At 67.5% G+C, this 22,577-nt stretch carries 21 protein-coding genes and 2 pseudogenes; 18 read left to right on the top strand and 5 right to left on the bottom strand.

What is annotated here, in order from left to right:
* Positions 1-11: 11 nt before the first annotated feature.
* Positions 12-761: a 2,3-diphosphoglycerate-dependent phosphoglycerate mutase gene (gpmA, locus tag N4G47_RS04610; RefSeq protein WP_475285517.1), complete on the bottom strand. Its 750-nt coding sequence runs from the start codon at positions 759-761 to the stop codon at positions 12-14.
* A gap of 94 nt (positions 762-855) precedes the next feature.
* On the opposite strand from gpmA, the gene nfi reads away from it, so the two are divergent.
* A complete protein-coding gene (nfi, locus tag N4G47_RS04605; protein WP_475285515.1) occupies positions 856-1,530 on the top strand; it encodes a deoxyribonuclease V in 675 nt (224 codons plus the stop codon).
* Positions 1,531-1,857: 327 nt separating this feature from the next.
* Here the strand turns inward: nfi and N4G47_RS04600 are convergent, their stop codons facing one another.
* The gene (locus tag N4G47_RS04600; protein ID WP_475285513.1) at positions 1,858-2,838 is read right to left on the bottom strand and encodes a cation diffusion facilitator family transporter; all 981 of its coding nucleotides are present in this window, start codon (positions 2,836-2,838) and stop codon (positions 1,858-1,860) included.
* Between the two features lie 176 nt (positions 2,839-3,014).
* Positions 3,015-5,263 (bottom strand): annotated as a pseudogene (locus N4G47_RS04595) (TonB-dependent siderophore receptor).
* A 286-nt stretch (positions 5,264-5,549) separates the two neighbouring features.
* On the opposite strand from N4G47_RS04595, the gene N4G47_RS04590 reads away from it, so the two are divergent.
* Entirely contained in the window at positions 5,550-6,965 is a 1,416-nt protein-coding gene (locus N4G47_RS04590) for a GGDEF domain-containing protein (RefSeq protein WP_475285511.1), read from the top strand.
* Positions 6,966-7,066: 101 nt separating this feature from the next.
* Here N4G47_RS04590 and N4G47_RS04585 read toward each other — a convergent pair.
* A pseudogene (locus N4G47_RS04585) lies at positions 7,067-8,268 on the bottom strand (MFS transporter).
* Between the two features lie 78 nt (positions 8,269-8,346).
* On the opposite strand from N4G47_RS04585, the gene N4G47_RS04580 reads away from it, so the two are divergent.
* From N4G47_RS04580 to map, 15 genes are all read left to right on the top strand, one after another.
* A complete protein-coding gene (locus tag N4G47_RS04580) occupies positions 8,347-8,796 on the top strand; it encodes a winged helix-turn-helix transcriptional regulator (RefSeq protein WP_475285509.1) in 450 nt (149 codons plus the stop codon).
* A gap of 73 nt (positions 8,797-8,869) precedes the next feature.
* Positions 8,870-9,994, top strand: a complete 1,125-nt coding sequence (locus N4G47_RS04575; RefSeq protein WP_475285508.1) for a metallophosphoesterase — start codon at positions 8,870-8,872, stop codon at positions 9,992-9,994.
* 127 nt (positions 9,995-10,121) lie between these two features.
* Positions 10,122-10,805: a response regulator gene (locus tag N4G47_RS04570; RefSeq protein WP_249844642.1), complete on the top strand. Its 684-nt coding sequence runs from the start codon at positions 10,122-10,124 to the stop codon at positions 10,803-10,805.
* A complete protein-coding gene (locus N4G47_RS04565) occupies positions 10,802-12,181 on the top strand; it encodes a sensor histidine kinase (RefSeq protein WP_475285506.1) in 1,380 nt (459 codons plus the stop codon). Before N4G47_RS04570 ends, N4G47_RS04565 begins: the two co-directional genes overlap by 4 nt.
* Positions 12,182-12,260: 79 nt before the next feature.
* Entirely contained in the window at positions 12,261-13,097 is an 837-nt protein-coding gene (locus N4G47_RS04560; RefSeq protein ID WP_475285504.1) for an alpha/beta hydrolase, read from the top strand.
* Between the two features lies 1 nt (position 13,098).
* A complete protein-coding gene (locus tag N4G47_RS04555; RefSeq protein WP_249844645.1) occupies positions 13,099-13,458 on the top strand; it encodes an EamA family transporter in 360 nt (119 codons plus the stop codon).
* Entirely contained in the window at positions 13,455-13,853 is a 399-nt protein-coding gene (locus tag N4G47_RS04550) for a DMT family transporter (RefSeq protein WP_309337357.1), read from the top strand. Before N4G47_RS04555 ends, N4G47_RS04550 begins: the two co-directional genes overlap by 4 nt.
* Before the next feature lie 10 nt (positions 13,854-13,863).
* On the top strand, positions 13,864-15,066 hold the full coding sequence (locus N4G47_RS04545) for a DegT/DnrJ/EryC1/StrS family aminotransferase (protein WP_475285501.1): 1,203 nt from the start codon (positions 13,864-13,866) through the stop codon (positions 15,064-15,066).
* A gap of 174 nt (positions 15,067-15,240) precedes the next feature.
* Positions 15,241-15,957, top strand: a complete 717-nt coding sequence (locus N4G47_RS04540) for an MtnX-like HAD-IB family phosphatase (RefSeq protein WP_475285499.1) — start codon at positions 15,241-15,243, stop codon at positions 15,955-15,957.
* A gap of 62 nt (positions 15,958-16,019) precedes the next feature.
* A complete protein-coding gene (locus N4G47_RS04535) occupies positions 16,020-17,420 on the top strand; it encodes an aspartate aminotransferase family protein (protein WP_475285497.1) in 1,401 nt (466 codons plus the stop codon).
* Between the two features lie 28 nt (positions 17,421-17,448).
* Positions 17,449-18,513 (top strand): GNAT family N-acetyltransferase, encoded by a 1,065-nt coding sequence (locus N4G47_RS04530; protein ID WP_475285495.1) that lies wholly within the window; start codon positions 17,449-17,451, stop codon positions 18,511-18,513.
* 3 nt (positions 18,514-18,516) lie between these two features.
* Entirely contained in the window at positions 18,517-19,401 is an 885-nt protein-coding gene (locus tag N4G47_RS04525) for an arginase family protein (RefSeq protein WP_475285493.1), read from the top strand.
* A 128-nt stretch (positions 19,402-19,529) separates the two neighbouring features.
* Positions 19,530-19,889, top strand: coding sequence for a bleomycin resistance protein (locus tag N4G47_RS04520; RefSeq protein ID WP_475285491.1), 360 nt, complete (start codon positions 19,530-19,532; stop codon positions 19,887-19,889).
* Between the two features lie 68 nt (positions 19,890-19,957).
* Positions 19,958-20,170: a ParD-like family protein gene (locus tag N4G47_RS04515; protein ID WP_006425741.1), complete on the top strand. Its 213-nt coding sequence runs from the start codon at positions 19,958-19,960 to the stop codon at positions 20,168-20,170.
* Positions 20,171-20,177: 7 nt separating this feature from the next.
* Positions 20,178-20,963, top strand: coding sequence for a type I methionyl aminopeptidase (gene map / locus N4G47_RS04510; protein ID WP_475285489.1), 786 nt, complete (start codon positions 20,178-20,180; stop codon positions 20,961-20,963).
* On the opposite strand, the gene N4G47_RS04505 is transcribed toward map, so the two are convergent.
* Positions 20,960-21,574: a LysE/ArgO family amino acid transporter gene (locus N4G47_RS04505; RefSeq protein WP_475285487.1), complete on the bottom strand. Its 615-nt coding sequence runs from the start codon at positions 21,572-21,574 to the stop codon at positions 20,960-20,962. The genes map and N4G47_RS04505 overlap by 4 nt on opposite strands.
* Before the next feature lie 104 nt (positions 21,575-21,678).
* Between N4G47_RS04505 and N4G47_RS04500 the strand changes: the two genes are divergently transcribed.
* Positions 21,679-22,572 (top strand): LysR family transcriptional regulator ArgP, encoded by an 894-nt coding sequence (locus tag N4G47_RS04500; RefSeq protein WP_475285485.1) that lies wholly within the window; start codon positions 21,679-21,681, stop codon positions 22,570-22,572.
* Positions 22,573-22,577 lie beyond the last annotated feature (5 nt).

Below are 22,577 nucleotides of genomic sequence, written 5' to 3'. Positions count from 1 at the left end.
CGGCCTTGCTCTTACTTCGCCTTGCCCTGGTTGGCCACGGCTTCGGCGGCCTTGCGCGCCGCTTCCGGGTCACCCAGGTAGCGGAACGACTGCACGGTCAGGTCGTCGTTCAGTTCGAACAGCAGCGGGATGCCGGTCGGAATGTTCAGATCGAGGATTTCCTCGCGCGAGACGTTGTTGAGGTACTTGTACAGCGCGCGCAGCGAGTTGCCGTGGGCGGTGACCAGCACGGTCTTGCCGTCCTTCAACTGCGGCGCGATGGCGTCGTGCCAGTACGGCAGCACGCGGTCCAGGGTGGTGGCCAGCGATTCGGTGCCCGGCAGTGCGTTGCGGTCCAGACCGGCGTAGCGGCGATCATGGATCGGGTGGCCCGGATCTTCCAGCTCCATCGGCGGCGGCGGAATGTCGTACGAACGGCGCCACACCTTGACCTGCTCCTCGCCATGCTTGGCGGCGGTCTCGGCCTTGTCCAGGCCCTGCAGGCCGCCGTAGTGGCGCTCGTTGAGGCGCCAGGACTTGTTCACCGGCAGCCAGTCCTGCTCCAGCTCGGCCAGCGCACCCTGCAGGGTGTGGATGGCGCGCTTGAGCACCGAGGTATGGGCGACGTCGAACTGCAGGCCTTCCTCGCGCATCAGGCGACCGGCGTTGGCGGCCTCGCTGCGGCCCTGGTCGGTCAGATCGACATCAACCCAGCCGGTGAAGCGGTTGTCCAGGTTCCACTGGCTCTGGCCGTGGCGCAACAGTACGAGTTTACGGGTCACTGCAGGGTCTCCAACGCGAGGAAAGACAGGCCGCCATTGTAGCCCCGGCCGCCGCTCACCGGGCCGTGGCGCCGCGCATGCGATGCTGCGGCCAATGAATACGGTGATCGACCCCGGGCGCTGGGAAGGCAGCGTCGCCGTTGCCCGCGCGCAGCAGCTGCAACTGGCCGCCCGCGTGGAGCGCCAGGACCGCCTGCCCCGCACCGTGCGCTGGCTGGCCGGGCTGGATGTCGGCTTCGAGGACAACGGTGCCACCACCCGTGCTGCAGCGGTGCTGCTGGATGCGAATTCGCTGCAGCCAGTGGCGCAGGAAATCGCGCGCATTCCCACGGTGATGCCGTATATCCCCGGCCTGCTCAGCTTCCGCGAACTGCCGGCACTGCTGGCCGCGCTGGCACTGCTGCCGCGCGTGCCGGACCTGGTGTTCGTCGATGGCCACGGCATCAGCCATCCGCGCCGGTTGGGCGTGGCCGCGCACCTGGGCGTGGTCACCGACCTGCCCAGCATCGGCGTGGCCAAGTCGAAACTGGTGGGGCGCTTCGTCGAGCCGGGCACCGAGGCCGGCGCGCATGCACCGCTGCTGGACGGCGATGAACAACTGGGCTGGGTGCTGCGCAGCAAGGTGCGCTGCAAGCCGCTGTTCGTGGCCGGCGGCCATCGGGTCAGTGCCGATACCGCGCTGGACTGGGTACGGCGCACGTTGCGTGGCTATCGCCTGCCGGAGCCGACCCGGCTGGCGGATCGGCTGGCTTCCCGACGCGACGAATGACCTTCGCTGTTCTGGACGGATGCCGCCTGCGCGGTCGCGTCGGGACGATTGACCTTCGCTGCACTGGACGGATGCCACCTACGCGGTCGCGTCGGGACGATTGGGTAGAGTCGACTGTCAGTCGACTCTCGCGCGCAGCGGGCTTTGTCGCAGCCTCGCGGGAGAGCAGTCGACTAACAGTCGACTCTACCAAGCGGTTTCGCCCGATCGATTTCGCCCAAGCAGTTTCGTCCAGTCGGTTTCGTCCGGTCGGTTTCGTCCAAGCGGTTTTGCCCGACCAGTTTCACCCAGCCGGCTTCACTCGATTCGCGGGCCCGCACTTCCCCTTCAACGATGCACGTGACCGCGATGCCCTTGTGCGTCTTCGCCATGATCATGATCTTCATGGCCCTCATGCTCGCCGCCCCTCACCGGCGCCGGCTCACCGCAGGCTTCGCCACAATGGTCGGCCTCGATCTGCAACGTCACGTGCTCGATGCCGAAATCATCATGCAGGCGTCCGCCCAGCTCACGGCGCAGCGCATCGGCATCGGTGCCGTCACGCATCACGATGTGCGCGGTCAGCGCCGGCGTGCTGGAGGCCAGCGCCCACACGTGCAGGTCATGCACGTCCATCACCGCCGCATGGCCGGACAGGCTGTCGCGCACCTTGGCCACGTCCATGCCCTTGGGCACGCCTTCCAGCAACACGTTGATCGCTTCGCGCATCAGCACGTAGGTCCGCGGCAGCACCCATAGGCCGATCAGCACCGCCAGGATCGGGTCGATCGGCTTCCAGCCGGTCAGCTGGATCAGGATGGCGCCGGCGATCACCGCCACCGAGCCCAGCATGTCGGCCCACACTTCCAGATACGCGCCCTTCACGTTGAGGCTCTCGCCACTGCCGGCCTGCAGCAGGCGCATCGAGATCAGATTGATGACCAGGCCGGCGGCGGCAATGACCAGCATGCCGGTGGAGGCGATCTCCTGCGGTTGGCGGAAACGTCCAACCGCTTCCCACAGGATGTAGGCGGCGACCACGAACAGCATCGCGCCGTTGATCATCGCGCCCAGTGCTTCCAGGCGTGCATAGCCATAGGTACGTCGTGCATCCGGCGGGCGCCGGCTCAGCCGCACCGCCACCAGCGCGATCATCAAGGCCAGCGCGTCGGTGGCCATGTGCGCCGCGTCGGACAGCAGCGCCAGGCTGTTGGTCCAGAACGCACCCACCACTTCGACGACGAGGAAGGTGGAGGTCAGGCCAAGCGCCCACCACAGGGGTTTCTCGTGGCGGATCTGGGATGGCAGGTGATCGTGGTCGTGGCCCATGGCAACAGCTCCTTTGCGATGGAGGCAGGCTACGCTGGCGGCCGTGGGGAAACTATCACGGTGTTTATAACATTGCAGAACCGGCAACCTGCCGAGCCCGCCGGGCAGGGCCCGGCGCTACCGGGGTAGCGCCAGGCCACGTCTGGCGGGCGCAGCTGAAACCGGCCTGCGTGCGCTCAGAACCCGAAGCGCAGGCTGGCCCAGTACGCGCGGCCCGGTTCGTTGTAGGTCGCCGCACCGGCATCGCTGCTGTTGGCCTCACGGTACAGGCGCTTGTCGGCCAGGTTGTTCACGCCGAAGCCGAAGCTGACCGTTTCGGTCACCTTGTAGCGCGCGCTCACGCCCCAGATGTTGTAGGCGCCACGGTCCTGCAGGGCCACCGACGGATCGCACGTACCGGTGCAGCGCGGGTCGTTGTTGATGTTGGTGGTGGCCGGTTCCTGCTTGCCATAGAACGTGCCGGTCAGCAGCAGCGACAACTTGTCGGTGGCCTGCCAGTCCAGCATGGTGTTGATCGTGTACTTCGGGATCACCGACAACGGCTGGCGCGTGGTCTTGTTCTCGTTCTCGACCATGTAGGTGAAGTTGTTGCTCCACTTCAGGCGGCTGCCCTGCTCGCCCAGCAGCGGAATCACCAGGTTGCCTTCCAGCCCCTGCACGATCGCCTTCGGCGCGTTCTCCCAGCGGAAGATGCGGCCGCGGCCATCGGCGGTCAGGCCGATCTGGTCGTAGCCGGCCTGGATCTTGTCCTTGTAGTCGTTGTGGAAGTAGGTCAACGACGCCTGCCAGCCGCTCTGCGGTGCCCACTCGATGCCCAGCTCCTTGTTCAGGCTGGTTTCCGCCTTCAGGTCGGCATTGCCGCGCATGTAGCAGCCGGCACCCAGGCTCGGCAGTGCATTCGGGCAGCCGTTGCCGCGGGTGTAGTACAGGTAGTCCGGATTGGACTGGTACAGGTTCGGTGCCTTGAACGCACGCGCGATGCCACCCTTCACCACCCAGTCGCCGTTGATGCGGAACTGCGCATTGAGGCTGGGGCTGGTGTTGTTGCCGAACTGGCTGTGGTGGTCGAAGCGCAGGCCCGGGGTAACGATCCAGCGCTCGCCAATGTAGATGTTGTCTTCCACGAACACCGCAGTGGTCTGCGCATCGGCCTTGCCGCGCGCGCGATCGGCCGACAGCCCGGGAAGCCACCACCGCTGCTGCTGGACTGGCTCATCGAGTACGGGTCGGTCAAACGACTGTCGAGGTATTCAAAGCCCAGCGTCCAGACGTTCTCGGCGCCGCCCAGCGTGGTCGGGAAGCTCACTTCGCCATCGAGCTGGTAGTTGCGCAGGCGTGAGGTCGACCAGTCGCTGCCGTTGAAGCTGCCTTCCGGGCCACCGGCCAGGCCTTCGTTGATGCGCGAATTGTTCACCGCTTCCACCGCAGCGGTCACCCGCGAGGTGACATCGCCCCAGCGGCCGCGGTGGGTGATCGCGCCGGTGTTGCGGTACATGCGGTTAGTCTCGGCCTCGCCCTCGGCCAGCGCCGCCAGATCAACCCCGGTGGAGGTACCGGTGGTGCTGACCGCGCGGTCGCCGGCGTAGATGTTGCCCTGGCGACTTGTACCGGCCTCGAACTCGACCACCTGGTTGGCGGTCACGTCCCAGCGCAGCAGCGCGTTGACGTCACGGTTCTTGACGCCCTCGCGGCCGGCCGGCGGCACTGCGTTCGGGTTGGTGGCGTACTGGCGGTTGAGGTCCAGCGAGTCGGCGTCGGTCTTGTTGAGGTTGCCGTACAGGCGGAACGACAGCGTATCGGTCATCGGGCCACTCAGCTGCAGGCCGACGCGCTCGCTGCCGCCTTCAGCGCTGTGCTCGGGCACCAGGCCGTACAGGTCGACCGCACCGGTCAGGTCGCCGGTCGGGCGCTTGGTGATGATGTTGACCACGCCGCCCGAGGCACCGGAGCCGTAGCGCGCCGCCGCAGGGCCACGCAGCACTTCGATGCGCTCGATCATCTCTGCCGGCACCCAGTTGGTGTCGCCGCGCGTGTTGCGCTCGCCGCTGCGGCCCATGCGTACTGCATCGCGGGCGCCAACGCGCTTGCCGTCAACCAGGATCAGGGTATTTTCCGGGCCCATGCCACGCAGGTCGATCTGGCGGTTGTTGCCGTACTGGCCGGAAGCGCTGTTGCCGGTCAGGTTGACGCCGGGCATGGTGCGCAGCAGCTCGGCGATGTCGTTGGCCGGCGGGCGCTTGGCAATGTCCTCGGCGGTGATGGTTGAGGTACCCAGCGCCTGACGTGCGATCTGCGAGGCGGTGACATGCACCGTATCGATATCGGTGGCATCGGTCTCGGCGCGGGCGGACAGGGCGCTGCCGGCCAGCAGCGCAGCAACGGCGAGCGCCAGCGGGCGCGGCGAAAGGACAACGGCAGGAGACATGGACTGGACCTTCTGGCAGGGCAACGGGGCCTCTGGCGAAGGGCTTGAGGCAACGACGAGGGGGAGGCGGAACCTTGCCGCAGGCCTCTGCGGCAAGGTTCGCTGTGCGCATTCTCCCACTAATGCGAGTGCTTCTCAAATGCGTTCACTCATTGCAGCAGCCGCCGCGCTGTGCTTTGCGCACCGGGCATCCCTGCATCGCGCTTAAACTGGCCGGCTCATCGCCATCAATCGCGCGCCACCGCGGCCGATATCCGTGGTTTGCCGTACGCAGTCAGAGATCGACGTGGAAACACCCCAACTGGACGACGCCAGCCAGCCGCTGGCCGAGGCGTGGCAGCACTGCCTGCAGCAGGCCGGGCCGGCCGCCACCGCGCTGCTGCGCGATGCCGCCGCCGATGCACCACCGGCGCTGGCCCAGCGCTTCTATGAGGTGCTGCTGCAGGATGGCCGCGCGCGCCGTTTCCTGTCCCACGAACAGGTCAAGCAGCGCCTGCAGCCGGCCATGCAGCGCTGGCTGGTGCAGTTGCTGACCACCGATGCCGACGGCATCGCCAGCACGGTGGCCGCGCAGCGGGTGATCGGCGACGTGCATGCACGGGTCGGCATTCCGGTCGATCTGGTCACGCGCGGTGCGCGCGTGCTCAAGCACGAACTGTTCGTGCGCCTGCGCGACGATGCGCCGGACAGCGCCACCGCCTTCGCCGCCATCGACTGCCTCAGCGCGATCATGGACATCGCCATGGAAGGCATGACCCTGGCCTACACCCATGCGCGCGAGCGCTCCACCCGGGCCGATGCTGCCTACCGGCTGTTCTCGCTGGTGCAGAATGTCAGCACCGAACGCGAGCGCCAGCGTGCACTGCTGCTGGACTGGGAAAACGCTCTGCTCTACGCACTGGCCGGCCATGTGCAGGGTAGCGACAGCGCCAGCCTGGCCACCTCCGAATTCGGCCTGTGGTTCACGCACAAGGGTATTCCCAGCTTCGGCGAAAGCAGCGAGACCCAACAGGTCGGCCGCTTGATGGCGCGTATCGACACGTGCCTGCAGCACGCGGCGATGGATGCTCCCGCGCAGCGCCTGGCAGTGCTGCCGTCGATCCGTGAAGACCTGGCCAGCATCCGCACCCTGATGACGCTGCTGTTCGAGCGTATCGGCGAACTCGATGCCGGCAGCGACGCATTGACCAACCTGCTCAACCGCCGCTTCCTGCCCACCGTGCTGCGCCGGGAAATCGAGCTGGCCACGCGCAACCGCACACCGTTCTCGCTGCTGCTGCTCGACCTCGACCACTTCAAGGCGATCAACGACGGCCATGGCCACGACGCCGGCGACCGCGCGTTGCAGCATGTGGCCGGCCTGCTCGGCCAGCTCACGCGCGGCAGCGACTACCTGTTCCGCTATGGCGGCGAAGAGTTCGTGGTGGTGCTGGTCGCGGCCAGCGAATCACAGGCCGAGGTGATTGCCGAAAGCCTGCGGCGGCAGATCGCGCAGTCGCCGGTGGTGCTGGCCAACGGGCAGGTGCTGGAACTGACCGCCAGCATCGGCGTAGCCGGCCACGACGGACACCCCGACTACGAACGCCTGATGTCACGCGCCGATGCCGCGATGTACGCGGCCAAGCGTGGCGGCCGCAACCGCGTGGTAGTGGCCAGCGACGCGTTGCAGGACGCGCCGGGGCGGCGTGCACTGCAGCGGTGAAACGGCGGAAATGAATCATCGCGGTGGCAGGTAGAGTCGACTGTCAGTCGACTATCGCGCGCAGCGCGGGGGTTTTCGGGGTCCTAAGGAAGAGCAGTCGACTAACAGTCGACTCTACCGGTTCGTGCGTCCGCCGATACCTTGAGCGCTGCCGCCCACCACAGCAGCGCCAGCAAGGCGATGCCCGCGCCCAGCAGGCACACCGCCGGCCAGCCATGACGGGCCTGCATCCAGGTTCCGGCCGCCGCACCAGCACCGCTGCCCATCGCATAGAACAGCATGTACAGCGCCACCAGGCGACCGTGCTGTTCCGCCGGTGCACGCAGCAGCAGGGCCTGATTGGCGACGTGCAGCGCCTGTCCGCCCAGATCCAGAACCACCACGCCCAGCAACAACAGCACCAGCGAACGCGGTAGGCCCAGCAGTGGCCACCAGGCAAACAGCATCAACGCCAGCGCCCCGATGCTGACCCGATGCGCGAAGCCGCGGTCCATCCAATGCCCGACCCGTGCTGCCAGCAGCGCACCCACCACGCCCGCCAGGCCCAATGCACCGATGGCCGCGGTCGACCAGTGCAACGGCGGGGCCGACAGCGGCAGCGGTACCGCCGCCCAGAACACATTGAGCCCGGCAAACAGCAACAGCGCCAGCGGGCCGCGCTCACGCAGGGTCCGGTCGTTGCGCAGCATGCCCAGCATCGAATCCAGCAGTTCGCGCCAGCGCGGGGAACCACCGGCACCGGCACGGCGGGCAGGCGCTGCCACAACAGCACCGCCAAGGCCACCATCACCATCGCCGACAGCAGATAGACCGCGCGCCAGCCCAGCGCAGACGCGACTGCCCCCGATAGCACACGCGCGAGCAGCAGGCCGATGAACACCCCACCCTGCACGGTGCCCACCACGCGCCCCCGCTGCTCGGGCGGTGCCAGCGTGGCTGTGTAGGCGATCAGCCCTTGGGTCAGCGCCGTGCCCAGCAGGCCGGCCAGCAGCATGCCCGACAACAACCAGGCCGCCGTGCCTGCCGTTGCAAGCCACAACAACGCCAGCACCAGTGCCACCAACTGCAACCGCAGCAGGCGTCGCCGGTCACCACGATCGGCCAGCGGCAGCAGGCCCAGCAGCGCCAGCACGCTGCCGGCCTGGGTGGCAGACACCACCGCACCGGCCACCGCCCGGTCCAGCGCGAAGGCGCGCGCGAGCTGGTCCAGCAGCGGCTGCGCGTAGTAGACGTTGGCGACGCCGGCGCCGGCGGCGACCGCGAGCAGGACCAGCAGGGAGCGGGGTATCGGAGCGAGACTCATCATGTAGTTGCAATTTGAAACTTGATGCAGGCTAGCGGCATTGGTTTTAAACTGCAACCACCTTCTGCGGAACCTGCCATGCACGCCGACAGCCCCTGCCCCGTTGCCCGTAGCGCCGACCTGCTCGGTGACCGCTGGGCGTTGCTGGTGATCCGCGATGCCTTCGATGGCATCACCCGGTTCGGCGACTTCCAGCGCAGCCTCGGCGCCGCGCGCAACATCCTCAGCGACCGCCTGCGCCGGCTGGTCGAAGCGGGCATCCTGCAGCTGCAGCCGGCCTCCGACGGCTCGGCCTACCAGCAATACGTGCTCACCGCCGCCGGCCAGGAGCTGTTCCCGCTGCTGGTCGCGCTGCGCCAGTGGGGCGAACGGCATCGCTTCGCTGCCGGTGAGGCCCATTCGCAACTGATCGAATCGAGCACGCGCCGTCCGCTGCCCCACATGCAGCCGCGTGGGCGCGACGGCCAACCTCTGCAGGCGGCGGCCACCCGCGTGCGCAAGCTCAAGGACGAGGGGCGTGATATCTGATCCGCCCGTTCGCGCACACCGTGCTACGGCCGGGCCGGGTAGCATCGGCGCTTTCCGCCTCTGGATGCCGCCGATGTCGCGCTATCGCCGTTCGCTGTTGATCGCCCTGTTGCCCCTGCTGGCCTGTGCCGCTGGAGCCACGCAGGCCCGCGAGGTCGCCGCGCCCGCTGACCATGTACAGGCCGATGGCCCGTACGTGTTCCGCGACGGCCAGCAGCTGAAGGCGAAATGGATCTGCGCGGACAAGGTCGAGTCGCGCGCGCTGCCGATCAACGCGGCGGGCACCGATATCGCGCCGCGCTGCGGCTACGAACACACCGTGCATGTCGCCGCACCCAATGCACCGTCGGCCTCCGTGCTGCCGGCGGTACCGCGCATCGTTGCCCTGTCCGATATCCACGGGCAGTACGGCCTGCTGGTGCGCCTGCTGCGCGCCAACAAGGTGATCGATGCGCAGGACCGCTGGGCGCTGGGCACCGACACCCTGGTCATCGCCGGCGATGTGTTCGACCGCGGCCCGCAGGTCACCGAAGCGTTCTGGCTGCTGTACGGCCTGCAGCAGCAGGCGGCCGCTGCCGGTGGCGCAGTGCACTTCGTGCTGGGCAACCACGAGACCATGGTGCTGTATGACGACCTGCGCTATGTCAATCCGAAGTACCTGCGCAGCGCCCAGCTGCTCGGCCGCAGCTACCCGCAGCTGTATGGCACCGATTCGGTGATCGGCCAGTGGCTGCGCACGCGACCGGTGCTGCTGAAGATCGGCGACACGCTGTTCCTGCACGGCGGCATCTCGCCCGAAGCGGTGGAACTGGCACTGGACCCGGCGCGCACCAACGCGGCCTACCAGGCCTCGCTGGGCCTGCCCAAGGCCGAGGTCAAGGCCGACCCGGCCACCGCGCCGCTGTATGACGGCAAGACCAGCCCGATCTGGTACCGCGGCTACTTCGATGGCCGCCTCGACACCGCAGGGGTACAGAGCGTGCTCGACCGCCTGCAGCTGACCCGCATCGTGGTCGGCCACACCTCGATGCCGCACGTCAGCAGCTTCCATGGCGACCGCGTGATCGCCATCGACAGCAGCATCAAGAATGGCGAGAACGGCGAACTGCTGTTCATCGAGAATGGCACGCTCAGCCGTGGCCTGCTGGACGGCTCGCGAGTCCCGTTGGCACAGGGTGAGCCCGGCCTGCAGGACTGAACGGCTGGATACCACGGCCGCGCCAGCTGGCGCTGCCACGCTCCTCTTCACCCGGTTTGCCGCTACCCTCGGCAACCTGTAGGCCCGCCCCTGCCGGCGGGCCTGACCGTTACAGGAGCCCCTGCGCATGCGCGTACTGATTGCTGAAGACGACCCGGACATCGCCTCCGGCCTGTGCGCCTCGCTGCGCCGGCAGGGCCATGTAGTCGACCACGTCGACAACGGCGCGCATGCCGACGCCGCGCTGGGTTCAACCCAGTACGCCCTGCTGGTACTGGACCTGGGCCTGCCACAGCTGGACGGCCGCGATGTGCTGCAGCGCCTGCGCCAGCGCGGCGACGGCCTGGCCGTACTGGTGGTGACCGCACGTGATGGCCTGGCCGAACGCGTGCGCGTACTCGATCTGGGCGCCGACGATTACCTGGTCAAGCCGTTCGCACTGGACGAATTCGAAGCGCGTGTGCGCGCACAGTTGCGCCGGGTCACCAGCAACGGCAACCCGGACCTGCGCATCGGCCGCCTGCGCCTGGACCTGGCCGGGCACCGGGTGTGGATCGACGACCAGTCGTTGGAACTGACCGCGCGCGAGTTTGGACTGCTGTCGGCGCTGGCGGTACGCGCCGAGCGCATCGTGTCGCGCGCGCAGCTGGTGGAAGCGCTGTGCGACTGGGGCCAGGACCTGACCGACAACGGCCTGGACATCGCCCTGCACCGCCTGCGCCGCAAGCTGCAGCCCGGCGGCATGGGCATCCGCACCGTGCGTGGGCTGGGCTACATGCTGGAAGACACGCAGGACGAAAATACGCCGTGATCAGCGGCCCGCCCAGCCTGCGCCGGCGCCTGCTCGCCTTCCTGGCGTTGCCGATGCTGGGCCTGCTCATCTTCAATACGGTGCTGGCCTACTACGTTGCGCTGGACTATTCCAACCGCATCCACGACCGCAACCTGGTCGACGACACCCACTCGTTCGCGCAGATGCTCAGCACCATGCCGGTGACCAGCGATCTGTCACCACAGGCGCGCTTCCTGATCGAGTACGACCCCGACGGCCACCGCTACTTCAATGTGGACAGCAGCCGCAAAGGCACGATCAGCGGCAACGCTGATTTCAGCCCGTATGCGCCGTCCCAGGACTGCACCGGCGTGCACCCGGCGTTGTACGACGGCATCCTCAATGGCCAGCAGGTGCGCATGGCCACGGTCTGCACGCAGGCGCTGAACGACCCGCAGGACCAGCTGGCGGTAACGGTGGCCGAGAGCATGGCCGATCGCCGCCAGCGCGCACGCGAAATCCTGATGATCATCATCCCGCTGATGACCATGCTGGCGCTGGGCACCGCCGCGCTGGTCTGGTTCGGCGTGACCTACGGCCTGCGCATCCTGACCCCGCTGAGGACCCGGCTGGCGCAGCGCCGGGGCGAACTGGCGCCGATCTCCGATGCCGACGTGCCGGAAGAAATCCAGCCGCTGATCAGCACCATCGACGATCTGTTCGCGCGCCAGGCGGAAATGATCACCCTGCAGAACCGTTTCATCGCCGATGCCGCCCACCAGCTGCGCTCGCCGCTGGCCGGCATGGCCCTGCATGTGGACCAGGCATTGGCGCATGGCGACCCGGACACGGTGCGTGAAGCGCTGCAGCACATCCGCCGGCTCAACCAGCGCACGGCCCGCGTCAGCACCCAGCTGCTGGCACTGAGCCGTGCGCAGACCGTGCCGGACACGGTGGAAGCGCTGGATCTGTGCCAGCTGGTGCCGCAGTGGGTCGGCATGCGCGTGCCCGAAGCGATCCGCGACGGCATCGATCTGGGCTATCGCGGTGGTCCGCACCCGCTGCGCGTGCTCGGCAACGGCGCGATGTTGCAGGAGGCGCTGGACAACCTGATCGACAACGCCCTGCGCTATGCCGGTCGAGAAGCCACCGTCACCGTGGGGGTGCACGCGCTGGATGACAATGATGTCGAGCTGTACGTGGAGGACAACGGCCCCGGCGTCCCCGACGACGTGATGCCGCGGCTGGGCGAGCGCTTCTTCCGTGCCCCCGGCACCACCGCCAGCGGCACCGGGCTGGGCCTGGCCATCGCCCATGAGGCGGTGGAGCACTTCGGCGGCCGCCTGAGCTTCCTCAACCGGCCCGGCGGTGGGTTGAAGGTGGCCATCACGCTGCCGCTGCTGAAGGCCCCCTGACCCGGCCCGGGGTGCTGAAAGGCTGGCGAAAATCGCGCTTGCGATCCTGCCCTCCCCACTGCCGTCCCGGAGCCGCCAGGTGACCGAATCGCACGACTTCTTCCTCCCCGGTGGCCCGCAGGGCGTGCTGCTGGTGCACGGCCTGACCGGCACCCCGGCGGAAATGCGCATGCTCGGCAAGGGCCTGAACAACGCCGGTTTCACCGTGCACGGCGTGCAGCTGCCCGGCCATTGCGGCACCGTGGACGATCTGTTGGCGACCACCTGGGAGCAGTGGTACCAGGGTGTGGAGGATGCGGCGGCGGCCCTGCGCGGCAAGGTCGACCAGTTGTTCGTGGGCGGCCTGTCGATGGGCGCGGTGCTGTCGCTGGCCCTGGCCGCACGCCGCCCGCAATGGATCTCCGGCGTGGGCGTGTACGGCGCCACCTTCCGCTATGACGGCTGGAACATTCCCGCGGTGGCCCGCTTCTCGTTCCTGCTGCCCTGGTTCAAGCGCTTCAACATCGGCCGCGATCGCATGTTCATGGAAGAGCCGCCGTACGGCCTGCGTGACGAGCGCCTGCGCGCGCAGGTCAGTGCCGCCATGCTGTCCGGCGACAGCGCCGCCGCCGGCCTGCCCGGCAATCCCTGGCATGCACTGGCCGAGATGCGGGCGCTGAGCCACTGGACCCGCCGCCACCTGCACCAGGTCACCGCGCCGTGCCTGGTGATGCATGCCCGCGAGGACGACGTGGCCAGCATGGGCAATGCCGAACTGGTGATGTCGCGGGTCAGTGGCCCGAAGGAACTGGTGGTGCTGGAAGACAGCTACCACATGATCACCATCGACCGCGAACGCCGCGATGTGATCCGTCGCAGCGCGCGCTTCTTCAGCGAGATCGGTGAACGCAGCGGCGTGCTCAAGGCGGTGGCCTGAGATGGGGGCACTTGCCACACTGCTGTGGCTGGCCAACGTGGTGCTCGATACCGGTGGCCAGCTCGCTTTCAAGGCCGCCGCCAGCGATCCTCAGCAGGGTGAAGGCCTGCAGCGCTGGAAACACATGTTCAGCCGACCCTGGCTGTGGATCGGCATCGCCTGTTACGTGCTCGAGTTCGTCGCCTGGATCGCCTTCCTCTCGCTGGTGCCGCTGTCCAAGGGCGTGCTGCTCGGCTCGATCAACATCGTCGCGCTGATGATTGCCGGCCGCATCCTGTTCCGAGAGAAGCTCACGCCGTTGCGGGTGACCGGCATGCTGCTGGTCACCGCAGGCGTAGCGGTGGTGGGGGCCGGCTCATGAGGCGCCTGTATGTGATCGGCTTCCCGCTGCTGATGGCATTCGACACATTGGCGCAGCTGTGCTTCAAATACGCCGGCGATGCCGCGTTGCCGGTCGAAGCCAACACCGCCTGGCTGCTGCGCGTGCTGTCACAGCCGTGGGTGTATGGCGCCATCCTCGGCTACGTTGGTGCGTTCTTCACCTGGATGAGCCTGCTGCGCCACGCGCCGATCGGCCCCGCGTTTGCCGCCTCGCACCTGGAAGTGATCAGCGTGCTGCTGCTGTCGGCGTGGCTGTTGAACGAGCCGCTGACCCTTCACCATCTGCTTGGCGCGGTACTGATCGTGGCCGGCATCGTCTGTCTCGGCCGCGCCGAGGCGGACGACCCGCACAGCCCGGTTGAGAGCAGCGCATGAGCGCGCAGCGATGAACCTGTTCGCGCGCGAACTGCCGCCCACCGCTGGCCTGCCGCTGCAGGCCAGCGATTTTGTTCCCGGTAGCGACGACCTGCGCACGATCCTGGCCAACCAGCTCGGCACACCGCCGTTGCAACTGACCTGCTCCGGCACGCATGCGCTGCTGATCGCGCTGCGTACGCTGCGCAAGCGCGCGCCGCATCGCGACACCGTGATCCTGCCGGCCTATACCTGCCCGCTGGTGCCGATCGCGGTGCACAGCCTGGGCCTGCGCGTGCAGCTGTGCGATACCCGCCCCGGCCACTTCGACTTCGATCCCGGCCAGCTCAAGCGGCTGGCCGACGCGCGCACACTGGCGATCCTGCCCACCCATCTCGGTGGCCGCATCGCCGATGTCGAGCTGGCCTGCGAGATTGCACGCAGCGCCGGCGCCTGGGTGATCGAAGATGCCGCACAGGCGCTCGGTGCACGCGTAGGCAACCACAGTGTCGGCCTGCGCGGTGATATCGGCTTCTTCAGCCTGGCCGCCGGCAAGGGCCTGAGCCTGCACGAAGGCGGCCTGCTGGTCAGCCGCGATGATGAGCTGCGCGCGGCGCTGGCCGAACATGCGGCTCAACACGTTCGTTTCAGCCTGCGCTGGGAGCTGCTGCGCAGCGTGCAGCTGATGGGCCTTGCCGCCTGCTACCGCCCTTCGCTGCTGTCACTGGTGTACGGCAATCCACTGCGCGGCGCGCTGCGCCGTGGTGACGTCGAAGCCGCGGTCGGTGATGTGTTCGCGCTGGACATCCCTCAGCACCGGGTCAGCCGCTGGCGACAGAGCATCGGTGCCAGAGCCGCGCAGCGCCTGCCTGCGTTCCTGCAGGCCGGGCGCCTGCGTGCCTTGCAGCTGCGCGTGCAGCTGGCGCAACTGCCAGCGGTGGAGGTGGTTGATGGCGTGGCCGGAACCGGTGGTACCTGGCCGCTGCTGATGCTGCTGCTGCCCAGCCAGCGTGCCCGCGACGCCGCGTTGGCGGATCTATGGACACGCGGGCTTGGCGTCAGCCGCATGTTCATCCATGCCCTGCCCGATTACGCCTACCTGCGTGACATCGTGCCGCCCACCGATGTGCCCAATGCCCGCGACTTCGCCGCGCGCATGCTCACCCTCGGCAACAGCGCCTGGCAGACGCGTGAAGAAACCGCGCAGATCCTGCAGGTGCTGGCACGGGCCTGACCTGCACCTGCCTGCATCGGCAGCACCGCACGCATTCATCCGTGCACCTTCCTGAACGTTTTCCCTGCCGTGCAATGAAGCCTTTCAACAGGAAAGGAACGAGAAAGGCGGCCTGCCTACATTGAGCCTGCCCCGGCATCGAGCCGGTCGTTTCTCTCATCGACGGACCTGCCCATGCGCTGGAGCATCCTGTGTGACTTCGATGGCACCATCAGCCTCGAAGATGTCATCGACTCGCTGCTGGAAAAGTACGGCCAGCCGGGCTGGCAGGAGCTGGAGGCACAGTGGAAGGCCGGCGTCATCGGCTCGCGTGAATGCATGCAGGGCCAGGTGCGGCTGCTGGAGCTGGACCCGGCCACGCTCGATGCGCACCTGCACCAGGTGCAGATCGATCCGGGCTTCGTCGCCTTCGTCACCCGCGCCGAGCAGCTGGGCCTGCCGCTGCGCATCGTCAGCGACGGCCTGGACTATGCGATCCACCGCATCCTCGCCAACCACGGCCTGTCGCGGCTGCCGGTGGTGGCCAACCACCTGCGCTGGTGCGAAGACCACTGGGAACTGGAATCGCCCTACCAGGCCGAAGGCTGCCGCAGCGGTACCTGCAAGTGCACCTGCGCCGCGCAGGCGCGTGCCAACGAAGCACCGCGCGTGCTGATGATCGGCGACGGCAGTTCAGACTTCTGCGTGTCCGAAGATGCCGACTTCGTGTTCGCCAAGCGTCGCCTGATCACCCATTGCACGAATGCCGGCATCGAGCATGCCGCCATCGACACCTTCCACGATGCAATCGCACTGCTGCCGCGCTTGCTCGATGGCAGCCTGCTGCAGCCACGTCACCTGGACGCAAGCCCGCAGCCCGCCGCGCTCCCCCTGCTGCTGGCCACCGCCTGAGCACTCCTTCCCAGCACTCCCCCAGTTGCCCCTTTCGAACGTCCTTCACGGAACCGAACTGCATGAACATTTTTGACAAGAACGCCGACGCCGCTGCCTCCGATGCGCAGCTGCTGGCCGACGAAGCCCGCTACAGCTCCTTCGGCGACACCGTCCACTACGTCGACCCGCCCAAGATCTTCCAGCGTGGCGAAGGCAGCTACATGTTCGACGGTGCGGGCGTGCCCTATCTCGACCTGCAGATGTGGTACTCGGCCTGCAACTTCGGCTACAGCAACCAACGCCTGAACGATGCACTGAAGGACCAGATCGACACCCTGCCGCAGGTCGCCAGCCAGTACCTGCACCCGACCCGCGTGCAGCTGGCCAAGACCATTGCAGTGGACATGCACGACAAGTTCGGCCTCGACGGCCGCGTGCATTTCAACGTCGGCGGCGCGCAGGCCATCGAAGACTCGCTGAAGATCGTGCGCAACGCGCGTGGCGGCAAGAGCCTGATGTTCGCCTTCGAAGGCGGCTACCACGGCCGTACCCTGGGCGCGTCGTCGATCACCTCCAGCTACCGCTACCGCCGCCGCTACGGCCACTTCGGCGAGCGCGCGATGTTCATCCCGTTCCCGTACCCGTTCCGTCGCCCGAAGGGCATGACCCCGGACGAGTATTCCGACCACTGCGTGTGGCAGTTCGAGCGCCTGTTCGAAAGCGAATACAACGGCGTGTGGGATCCCAAGGTCGGCCAGGCCGAGTACGCCGCGTTCTACGTCGAGCCGATCCAGGGCACCGGCGGCTACGTCATCCCGCCGCGCAACTTCTTCACCGGCCTCAAGCGCGTGTTGGACAAGTACGGCATCCTGATGGTGGTCGATGAAATCCAGATGGGCTTCTGGCGCACCGGCAAGCTGTGGTCGATCGAGCACTTCGGCGTGACCCCGGACGTGCTGGTGTTCGGCAAGGCGCTGACCAACGGCCTGAACCCGCTGTCGGGCCTGTGGGCGCGCGAAGAGCTGATCAACCCGACCGTGTTCCCGCCGGGCTCCACCCACTCCACCTTCAACTCCAACCCGCTGGGCACCCGCCTGGGCCTGGAAGTGCTGAAGCTGGGCAAGGAAATGGATTACGAGCGCACCGTGCCGGAAAAGGGCGCCTACTTCCTCGATAGCCTGCGTGGCCTGCAGAAGCGCCACAAGGAAATCGGCGATGTCGACGGTCTGGGCCTGGCCCTGCGCGCCGAGATCTGCCAGGAAGATGGCTACACCCCGAACAAGGAACTGCTGGACCGCATGGTCGACATCGGCCTGGCCGGCGACCTGCTGCACGACGGCAAGCGCATGGGCCTCGTGCTCGACGTGGGTGGCTGGTACAAGAACGTGATCACCTTCGCGCCGTCGCTGGACATCAGCTACGAAGAGATCGATCTGGCGATCACCCTGCTCGATCAGGCACTGACCAAGGCCAAGGGCTGAGGCTGATGCGCTGCCGGTTCCCGTGCCGATGGAGATGACGTCACGCGCCTCCAGCACCGCGCTGGAACCGGCCGCGCTGCTGGAGGGTTTCCTGGCCCACCCGCCGCTCGGTTTCGAAGCGAGCCGCCTGCCCAGCGGCCTGCCAACCTTCCGTGCGCCGCTGGACCTGACCACCACGATGGACGACGCGCTGCGCAGCACGCTGCTCGGCCTGCCGCTGTCGCGCCTGTGGCGGCCGTGGATCACCTGGAAGACCCGCTTCGTCGGTGCCACCAGCACCGAGTACACCCCGCTGCCGGCACACATCGCGCCGGAGGCACTGGCCGAGGACGTGGCGCGTCACGCGATCGGCGATACCCGGCTGCTGGTCGTCAAGGATCTGGCGATCGATTCACCGCTGCTGGATGACGCCGCCAATGCACACAGCTGCGCCTTCCTGCAGGCGCTGCTGGCGCGTGGCTTCGTCGAACTGGAGGGCATGCCGCTGGCCTGGGTGGCGATCGATTTCGATTCGCTCGACGGCTATCTCGGCCGCCTGTCGTCCTCGCGCCGCAAGAACATCCGGCGCAAGCTGCGCTCGCGCGATGAGTTGCAGATCGACTGCATCGCCACCGGTGACCCGGCCCTGGCCGATCCGCAGCTGCAGGCCGAACTGCATGCGCTGTACCTGGGCGTATACGCGCAGAGCGCGGTGCATTTCGACCAGCTCGACCTGCCCTACTTCCAGCACCTGCTGGCCGACAGCCTGGGCCAGGGGCGGATGTTCCTGTATCGCCACCAGGGCCGGTTGATCGGCTGGAACCTGTGCTACGTGCACGCCGGCAAGCTGGTGGACAAGTACATCGGCCTGGCTTATCCGCAATCGCGCGAGCACAACCTGTACGCGGTCAGCTGGATGCACAACCTCGAGTACGCCCTGCAGCACGGCCTCAGCCACTACGTAGCGGGCTGGACCGATTCGCGGATCAAGGCCGAACTGGGCGCCCGCTTCACCTCCACCCGGCACGCAATCCACGCACGCTCCCCGCTGCTGCGCGCCGCATTGCGCAGGCTGGCCCCGCATCTGCAGGGCGAACCGGATGGAGGCGGTTGAGCGATGCCGTTGCGTTCTCCGCTGATCCTGGATCTGGACGGTGGCGTGCTGCCGCTGCCGCAGGCACAGACCGTGGCGCTGCCGCGCTGGCACGACCCGCTGCGCTTCGCCTGCAGCAACAGCACCCTGGCGCGTTTCAGCGCAGAAGTGCTGGCGCTGCTTCCTGCGCAGCTCGGCACGGTGATGCTCGGCAGTGGCGACTTCCACCATCTCAGCCTGCCGCTGCTGCAGCGCATGCGCACACAACCGCCGTTCCAGCTGGTGGTGCTGGACAACCATCCGGACAACATGCGCTTTCCGTTCGGCATGCACTGCGGTTCATGGGTGAACGCCGCCAGCAAGCTGCCGCAGATCTCCCACATTCACGTGCTGGGCATCACCTCCAGCGATATCGGCCTCGGCCATGCCTGGGAAAACCACTGGCGCCCGCTGATGGGCGGCCGCCTGACCTACTGGTGCATGGACGTGGACGTGAGCTGGGGCCATCGCCTCGGCATGGGCCAGGCGTTCCGCCGCTTCGAGAACCCCGAGGCGCTGGTGGCGGCGTTCGCCGCCGAGCAGGCCAAATCGCCACAACCGACCTACCTGTCCATCGACAAGGATGTGTTTGCCGAAGATGTGGCCCGCAGCAACTGGGACCAGGGCCGGTTCCAGCTGGAAGACGCACTGGTGGTAATCGAAGCGTTGCGCGCCGGCGGCCTGGTCGGCAGTGACATCACCGGCGAAGTCTCGCTGGCCAATTACCGCAGCCGCTTCAAGCGCTGGTTGTCATCGCTGGATGGCCAGCCCGACATCCGTGCCGACGATCTTCCCGTGTGGCAGGCCCGGCACCAGCAGGTGAACCGCGAACTGCTGGCGGCGATGGCCGCCGTGCCGACGGCCTGCTGACTGCGGGTGCCGGCCGACCATCCTTCGGTAGTGCCGGCCGCTGGCCGGCAACCGCGTGGTTCCCAGGCTCACGAGAATGCCGGCCAGCGGCCGGCACTACACTGGGTTCCCACCTCGGAGCCGCCGCCATGCCCCAGACCGTCATCCCGCAGCTGCGCATGCGCCACGCCGACACCACCCTGCCCTTCTACGTGCAGGGGCTGGGCTTCGTGGTCGACTGGGAACATCGCTTCGAACCCGGCTTCCCGCTGTTCGCACAGCTCACCCGCGACGGCCAGACGATCTTCCTCACCGAGCACAGCGGCGACTGCGAAGTCGGCGGCGCGGTGTACTTCATCGTTGAGGATGTCGATGCCCTGCACCGCGCCTTCAGCGCGGCCGGCGTGCCGATCGAGCAGCCCCCGCATGACACCGAGTGGGGCAGCCGGGAGATGCTGCTGCGCGACCCCGACGGCAACCGCCTGCGCTTTGCCACCGACGCCGGCTGAACGGCGGGGACTTGAGGTGGATATACGAACCATATACGCTTCGTATATCCACCCCATCAGGATCGCCCATGGGCATCGTCAACATTGATGACACCCTGCACGACCAGCTACGCCGTGCCTGTACCGTCTCCAGCCGCTCGATCAACGCCCAGGCCAACTTCTGGATCCGGGTCGGCATGCTGTGCGAGATGAACCCGACGCTGAGCTTCCAGGACATCGTCGCCAGCGAACTGCGCGCGGCCGGGGTACAGCCGCAGGCGCTGGCGCCCGGGCGGGCCTGACATGGCGATGATCAAGCAGCCTCACGAAATCGCGCTGATGGCCGAGTCCGGCCGACTGCTGGCGCAGGTGTTTGCTGCGCTCGATCAATTGCCGCTGCAAGGCCGCAGCACGATGCAGATCAACGATTTCGTCGAGCGCATGATCGTCGACGAACTGCAGGCGCGCCCGGCCAGCAAGGGCCAGTACGGCTTCCCGTATGTGCTCAACACCTCGATCGACAACGTCATCTGCCACGGGGTGCCCAGCACCACCGACGTGCTGCGCAGCGGCCAGATCGTCAACCTCGACATCACCCTTGAAAAGAACGGCTACATCGCTGATTCCAGCACCACCTACCTGGTCGGTGAGGTCGACTACGCCGCGCGCCGGCTGGTGCAGACCGCCTACCAGGCGATGTGGAAAGGCATCGCCGCCGTACGCCCCGGCGCGCGCCTGGGCGACATCGGCCACGCCATCGCCCGCCACGCGCGCAGCCACGGCTACAGCGTGGTGAAGGAATACTGCGGACACGGCATCGGCCAGGAAATGCACGAGGAACCGCAGATCCTGCACTACGGCCACCCCAACACCGGTATGGCGCTGGAGGAAGGCATGGTGTTCACCATCGAACCGATGCTCAACCAGGGCAAGCCGGCGATCCGCCAGCAAGCGGACGAATGGCCGGTCTACACCCGCGACGGCAAGCTGTCGGCACAGTTCGAACACACCGTGGCGGTGACCTCACAGGGTGTGCGCGTGCTGACCCTGCGCCCCGGCGAAGCGCCGTTGTGCGCGCTGGATGATGCCGCCTAGAGCGGGCGCAGCAACAGCAGCGTGGCCAGGCAGAACATGAACATCGCCACACCCGCGTCCAGCACCCTCCAGGCGGTGGGATTGCGGAACATCGGTTGCAGCAGCCGCGCGCCATAGCCCAGCGCACAGAACCAGATCACGCTGGCCACGCAGGCACCGGCAGCGAACGCCCAGCGCAGCTCGCCCGGGTAGCGCGTGGACAGGCTGCCCAGCAGCACCACGGTATCCAGGTAGACGTGTGGATTGAGCAGGGTGAAGGCCAGGCAGGTCAGCAGCACCTGGCGCCGGCTGCCCGCCTGCGTCGCGGACGCCGCCAGCGCACTGCCACCGCGCCAGGCGCGCAGCCCGGCCTGCAGGCCATACCAGAGCAGGAACGCGGCACCGCCGAAACGCAGCACCTGCAGCAGCAGCGGCCACCGCATCACCAGTGCACCCATGCCGCCCACGCCCGCCAGGATCAGTGCGATGTCCGCGCCCGCACAGGCCAGCACCACCGTTCCGACATGGCGGCGTTGCAGCCCCTGGCGCAGCACGAAGGCATTCTGCGCGCCGATGGCGATGATCAGGCCGGCCCCTGCGAACAGTCCGGCGGCGGTAGCGGCGATCCACATCGGGACAGACCCGGCAACGAAGGGACGCGCAGGGTGCGGCCAATGGCCGGTTAAGACAATCTGTTTTTCTTTATCCTGTGCAGAAAAACTGAAGAGGCTCGCGCATGGACCTGGTACATCCGCAACTGGCCGCATTCGCCGCGGTGCTGGAGGAAGGCAGTTTCGAGGCCGCTGCACGCCGCCTGTCGATCAGCCCCTCGGCCCTGTCGCAACGGATCAAGGCACTGGAGGACCGGCTGGGCCAGGTGCTGCTGGTGCGCCAGGCGCCCTGTCGCCCGACGGCCGCTGGCGAGGTGCTGCTGCGCCGGGTACGGCCAATGCAGGCGCTGGAGGCCGAGGCGCTGGCCGAGCTGCTGCCCGAGCGCGGCAACGACACCACGCGCACGCCGATTCCGCTGGCGGTCAATGACGATTCGCTCGATACCTGGTTCGTGCCGGCCATCGCCAACCTGCACCAACGTCATGGTTACCTGTTCGACCTGCGCATGGACGACCAGGACCACACCCTGGACCTGCTGCGCGATGGCAGCGTGCTCGGCGCGGTCACCGCCGAAAGCCAACCGGTGAAGGGCTGCAACGTGCACCCGCTCGGTGCCATGCGCTACCTCGCCATCGCCTCGCCGGGGTTCGCACGCCAGTATTTCGGCGAGGGCATGCAGGCGGCGGCGCTGGCACGCGCACCGATGCTGGTGTTCAACCGCAAGGATGAACTGCAGTGGCGCTTCGTGCGGCGACTGACCCGCGCGCGGCTGCAGCCACCGCTACACTACCTACCCTCCTCCACCGGTTTCGTCGAAGCCGCGGCATGCGGACTCGGCTGGGGCATGGCCCCGGAAACGCTGGTCGCACCTGCCGTGCACGGCGGCCGCGTGGTGGTACTGGAACCCCGCCGCTGGCTCGATGTGCCGTTGTACTGGCAGCATGCCGCCGTGCGTTCAAGCACGCTGCAGCACATCACCCTGGCGCTGTGCAGCGCCGCCAGCGGCACCCTTCGTTGAGGACC

This window comes from Stenotrophomonas sp. GSD10, from assembly GCF_056172695.1.
The sequence above is the reverse complement of the archived record's forward strand: the minus strand, read 5'-3'. Positions and strand labels throughout refer to the sequence as shown.

Bases quoted from the DNA above. Each gene is read 5' to 3' on its own strand.
- nfi (WP_475285515.1), top strand. From the start codon at position 856: ATGAATACGGTGATCGACCCCGGGCGCTGGGAAGGCAGCGTCGCCGTT.
- N4G47_RS04600 (WP_475285513.1), bottom strand. From the start codon at position 2,838: ATGGGCCACGACCACGATCACCTGCCATCCCAGATCCGCCACGAGAAA.
- N4G47_RS04580 (WP_475285509.1), top strand. From the start codon at position 8,347: ATGCACGCCGACAGCCCCTGCCCCGTTGCCCGTAGCGCCGACCTGCTC.
- N4G47_RS04575 (WP_475285508.1), top strand. From the start codon at position 8,870: ATGTCGCGCTATCGCCGTTCGCTGTTGATCGCCCTGTTGCCCCTGCTG.
- N4G47_RS04570 (WP_249844642.1), top strand. From the start codon at position 10,122: ATGCGCGTACTGATTGCTGAAGACGACCCGGACATCGCCTCCGGCCTG.
- N4G47_RS04555 (WP_249844645.1), top strand. From the start codon at position 13,099: ATGGGGGCACTTGCCACACTGCTGTGGCTGGCCAACGTGGTGCTCGAT.
- N4G47_RS04550 (WP_309337357.1), top strand. From the start codon at position 13,455: ATGAGGCGCCTGTATGTGATCGGCTTCCCGCTGCTGATGGCATTCGAC.
- N4G47_RS04545 (WP_475285501.1), top strand. From the start codon at position 13,864: ATGAACCTGTTCGCGCGCGAACTGCCGCCCACCGCTGGCCTGCCGCTG.
- N4G47_RS04540 (WP_475285499.1), top strand. From the start codon at position 15,241: ATGCGCTGGAGCATCCTGTGTGACTTCGATGGCACCATCAGCCTCGAA.
- N4G47_RS04535 (WP_475285497.1), top strand. From the start codon at position 16,020: ATGAACATTTTTGACAAGAACGCCGACGCCGCTGCCTCCGATGCGCAG.
- N4G47_RS04530 (WP_475285495.1), top strand. From the start codon at position 17,449: ATGGAGATGACGTCACGCGCCTCCAGCACCGCGCTGGAACCGGCCGCG.
- N4G47_RS04525 (WP_475285493.1), top strand. From the start codon at position 18,517: ATGCCGTTGCGTTCTCCGCTGATCCTGGATCTGGACGGTGGCGTGCTG.
- N4G47_RS04520 (WP_475285491.1), top strand. From the start codon at position 19,530: ATGCCCCAGACCGTCATCCCGCAGCTGCGCATGCGCCACGCCGACACC.
- N4G47_RS04515 (WP_006425741.1), top strand. From the start codon at position 19,958: ATGGGCATCGTCAACATTGATGACACCCTGCACGACCAGCTACGCCGT.
- map (WP_475285489.1), top strand. From the start codon at position 20,178: ATGATCAAGCAGCCTCACGAAATCGCGCTGATGGCCGAGTCCGGCCGA.
- N4G47_RS04505 (WP_475285487.1), bottom strand. From the start codon at position 21,574: ATGTGGATCGCCGCTACCGCCGCCGGACTGTTCGCAGGGGCCGGCCTG.
- N4G47_RS04500 (WP_475285485.1), top strand. From the start codon at position 21,679: ATGGACCTGGTACATCCGCAACTGGCCGCATTCGCCGCGGTGCTGGAG.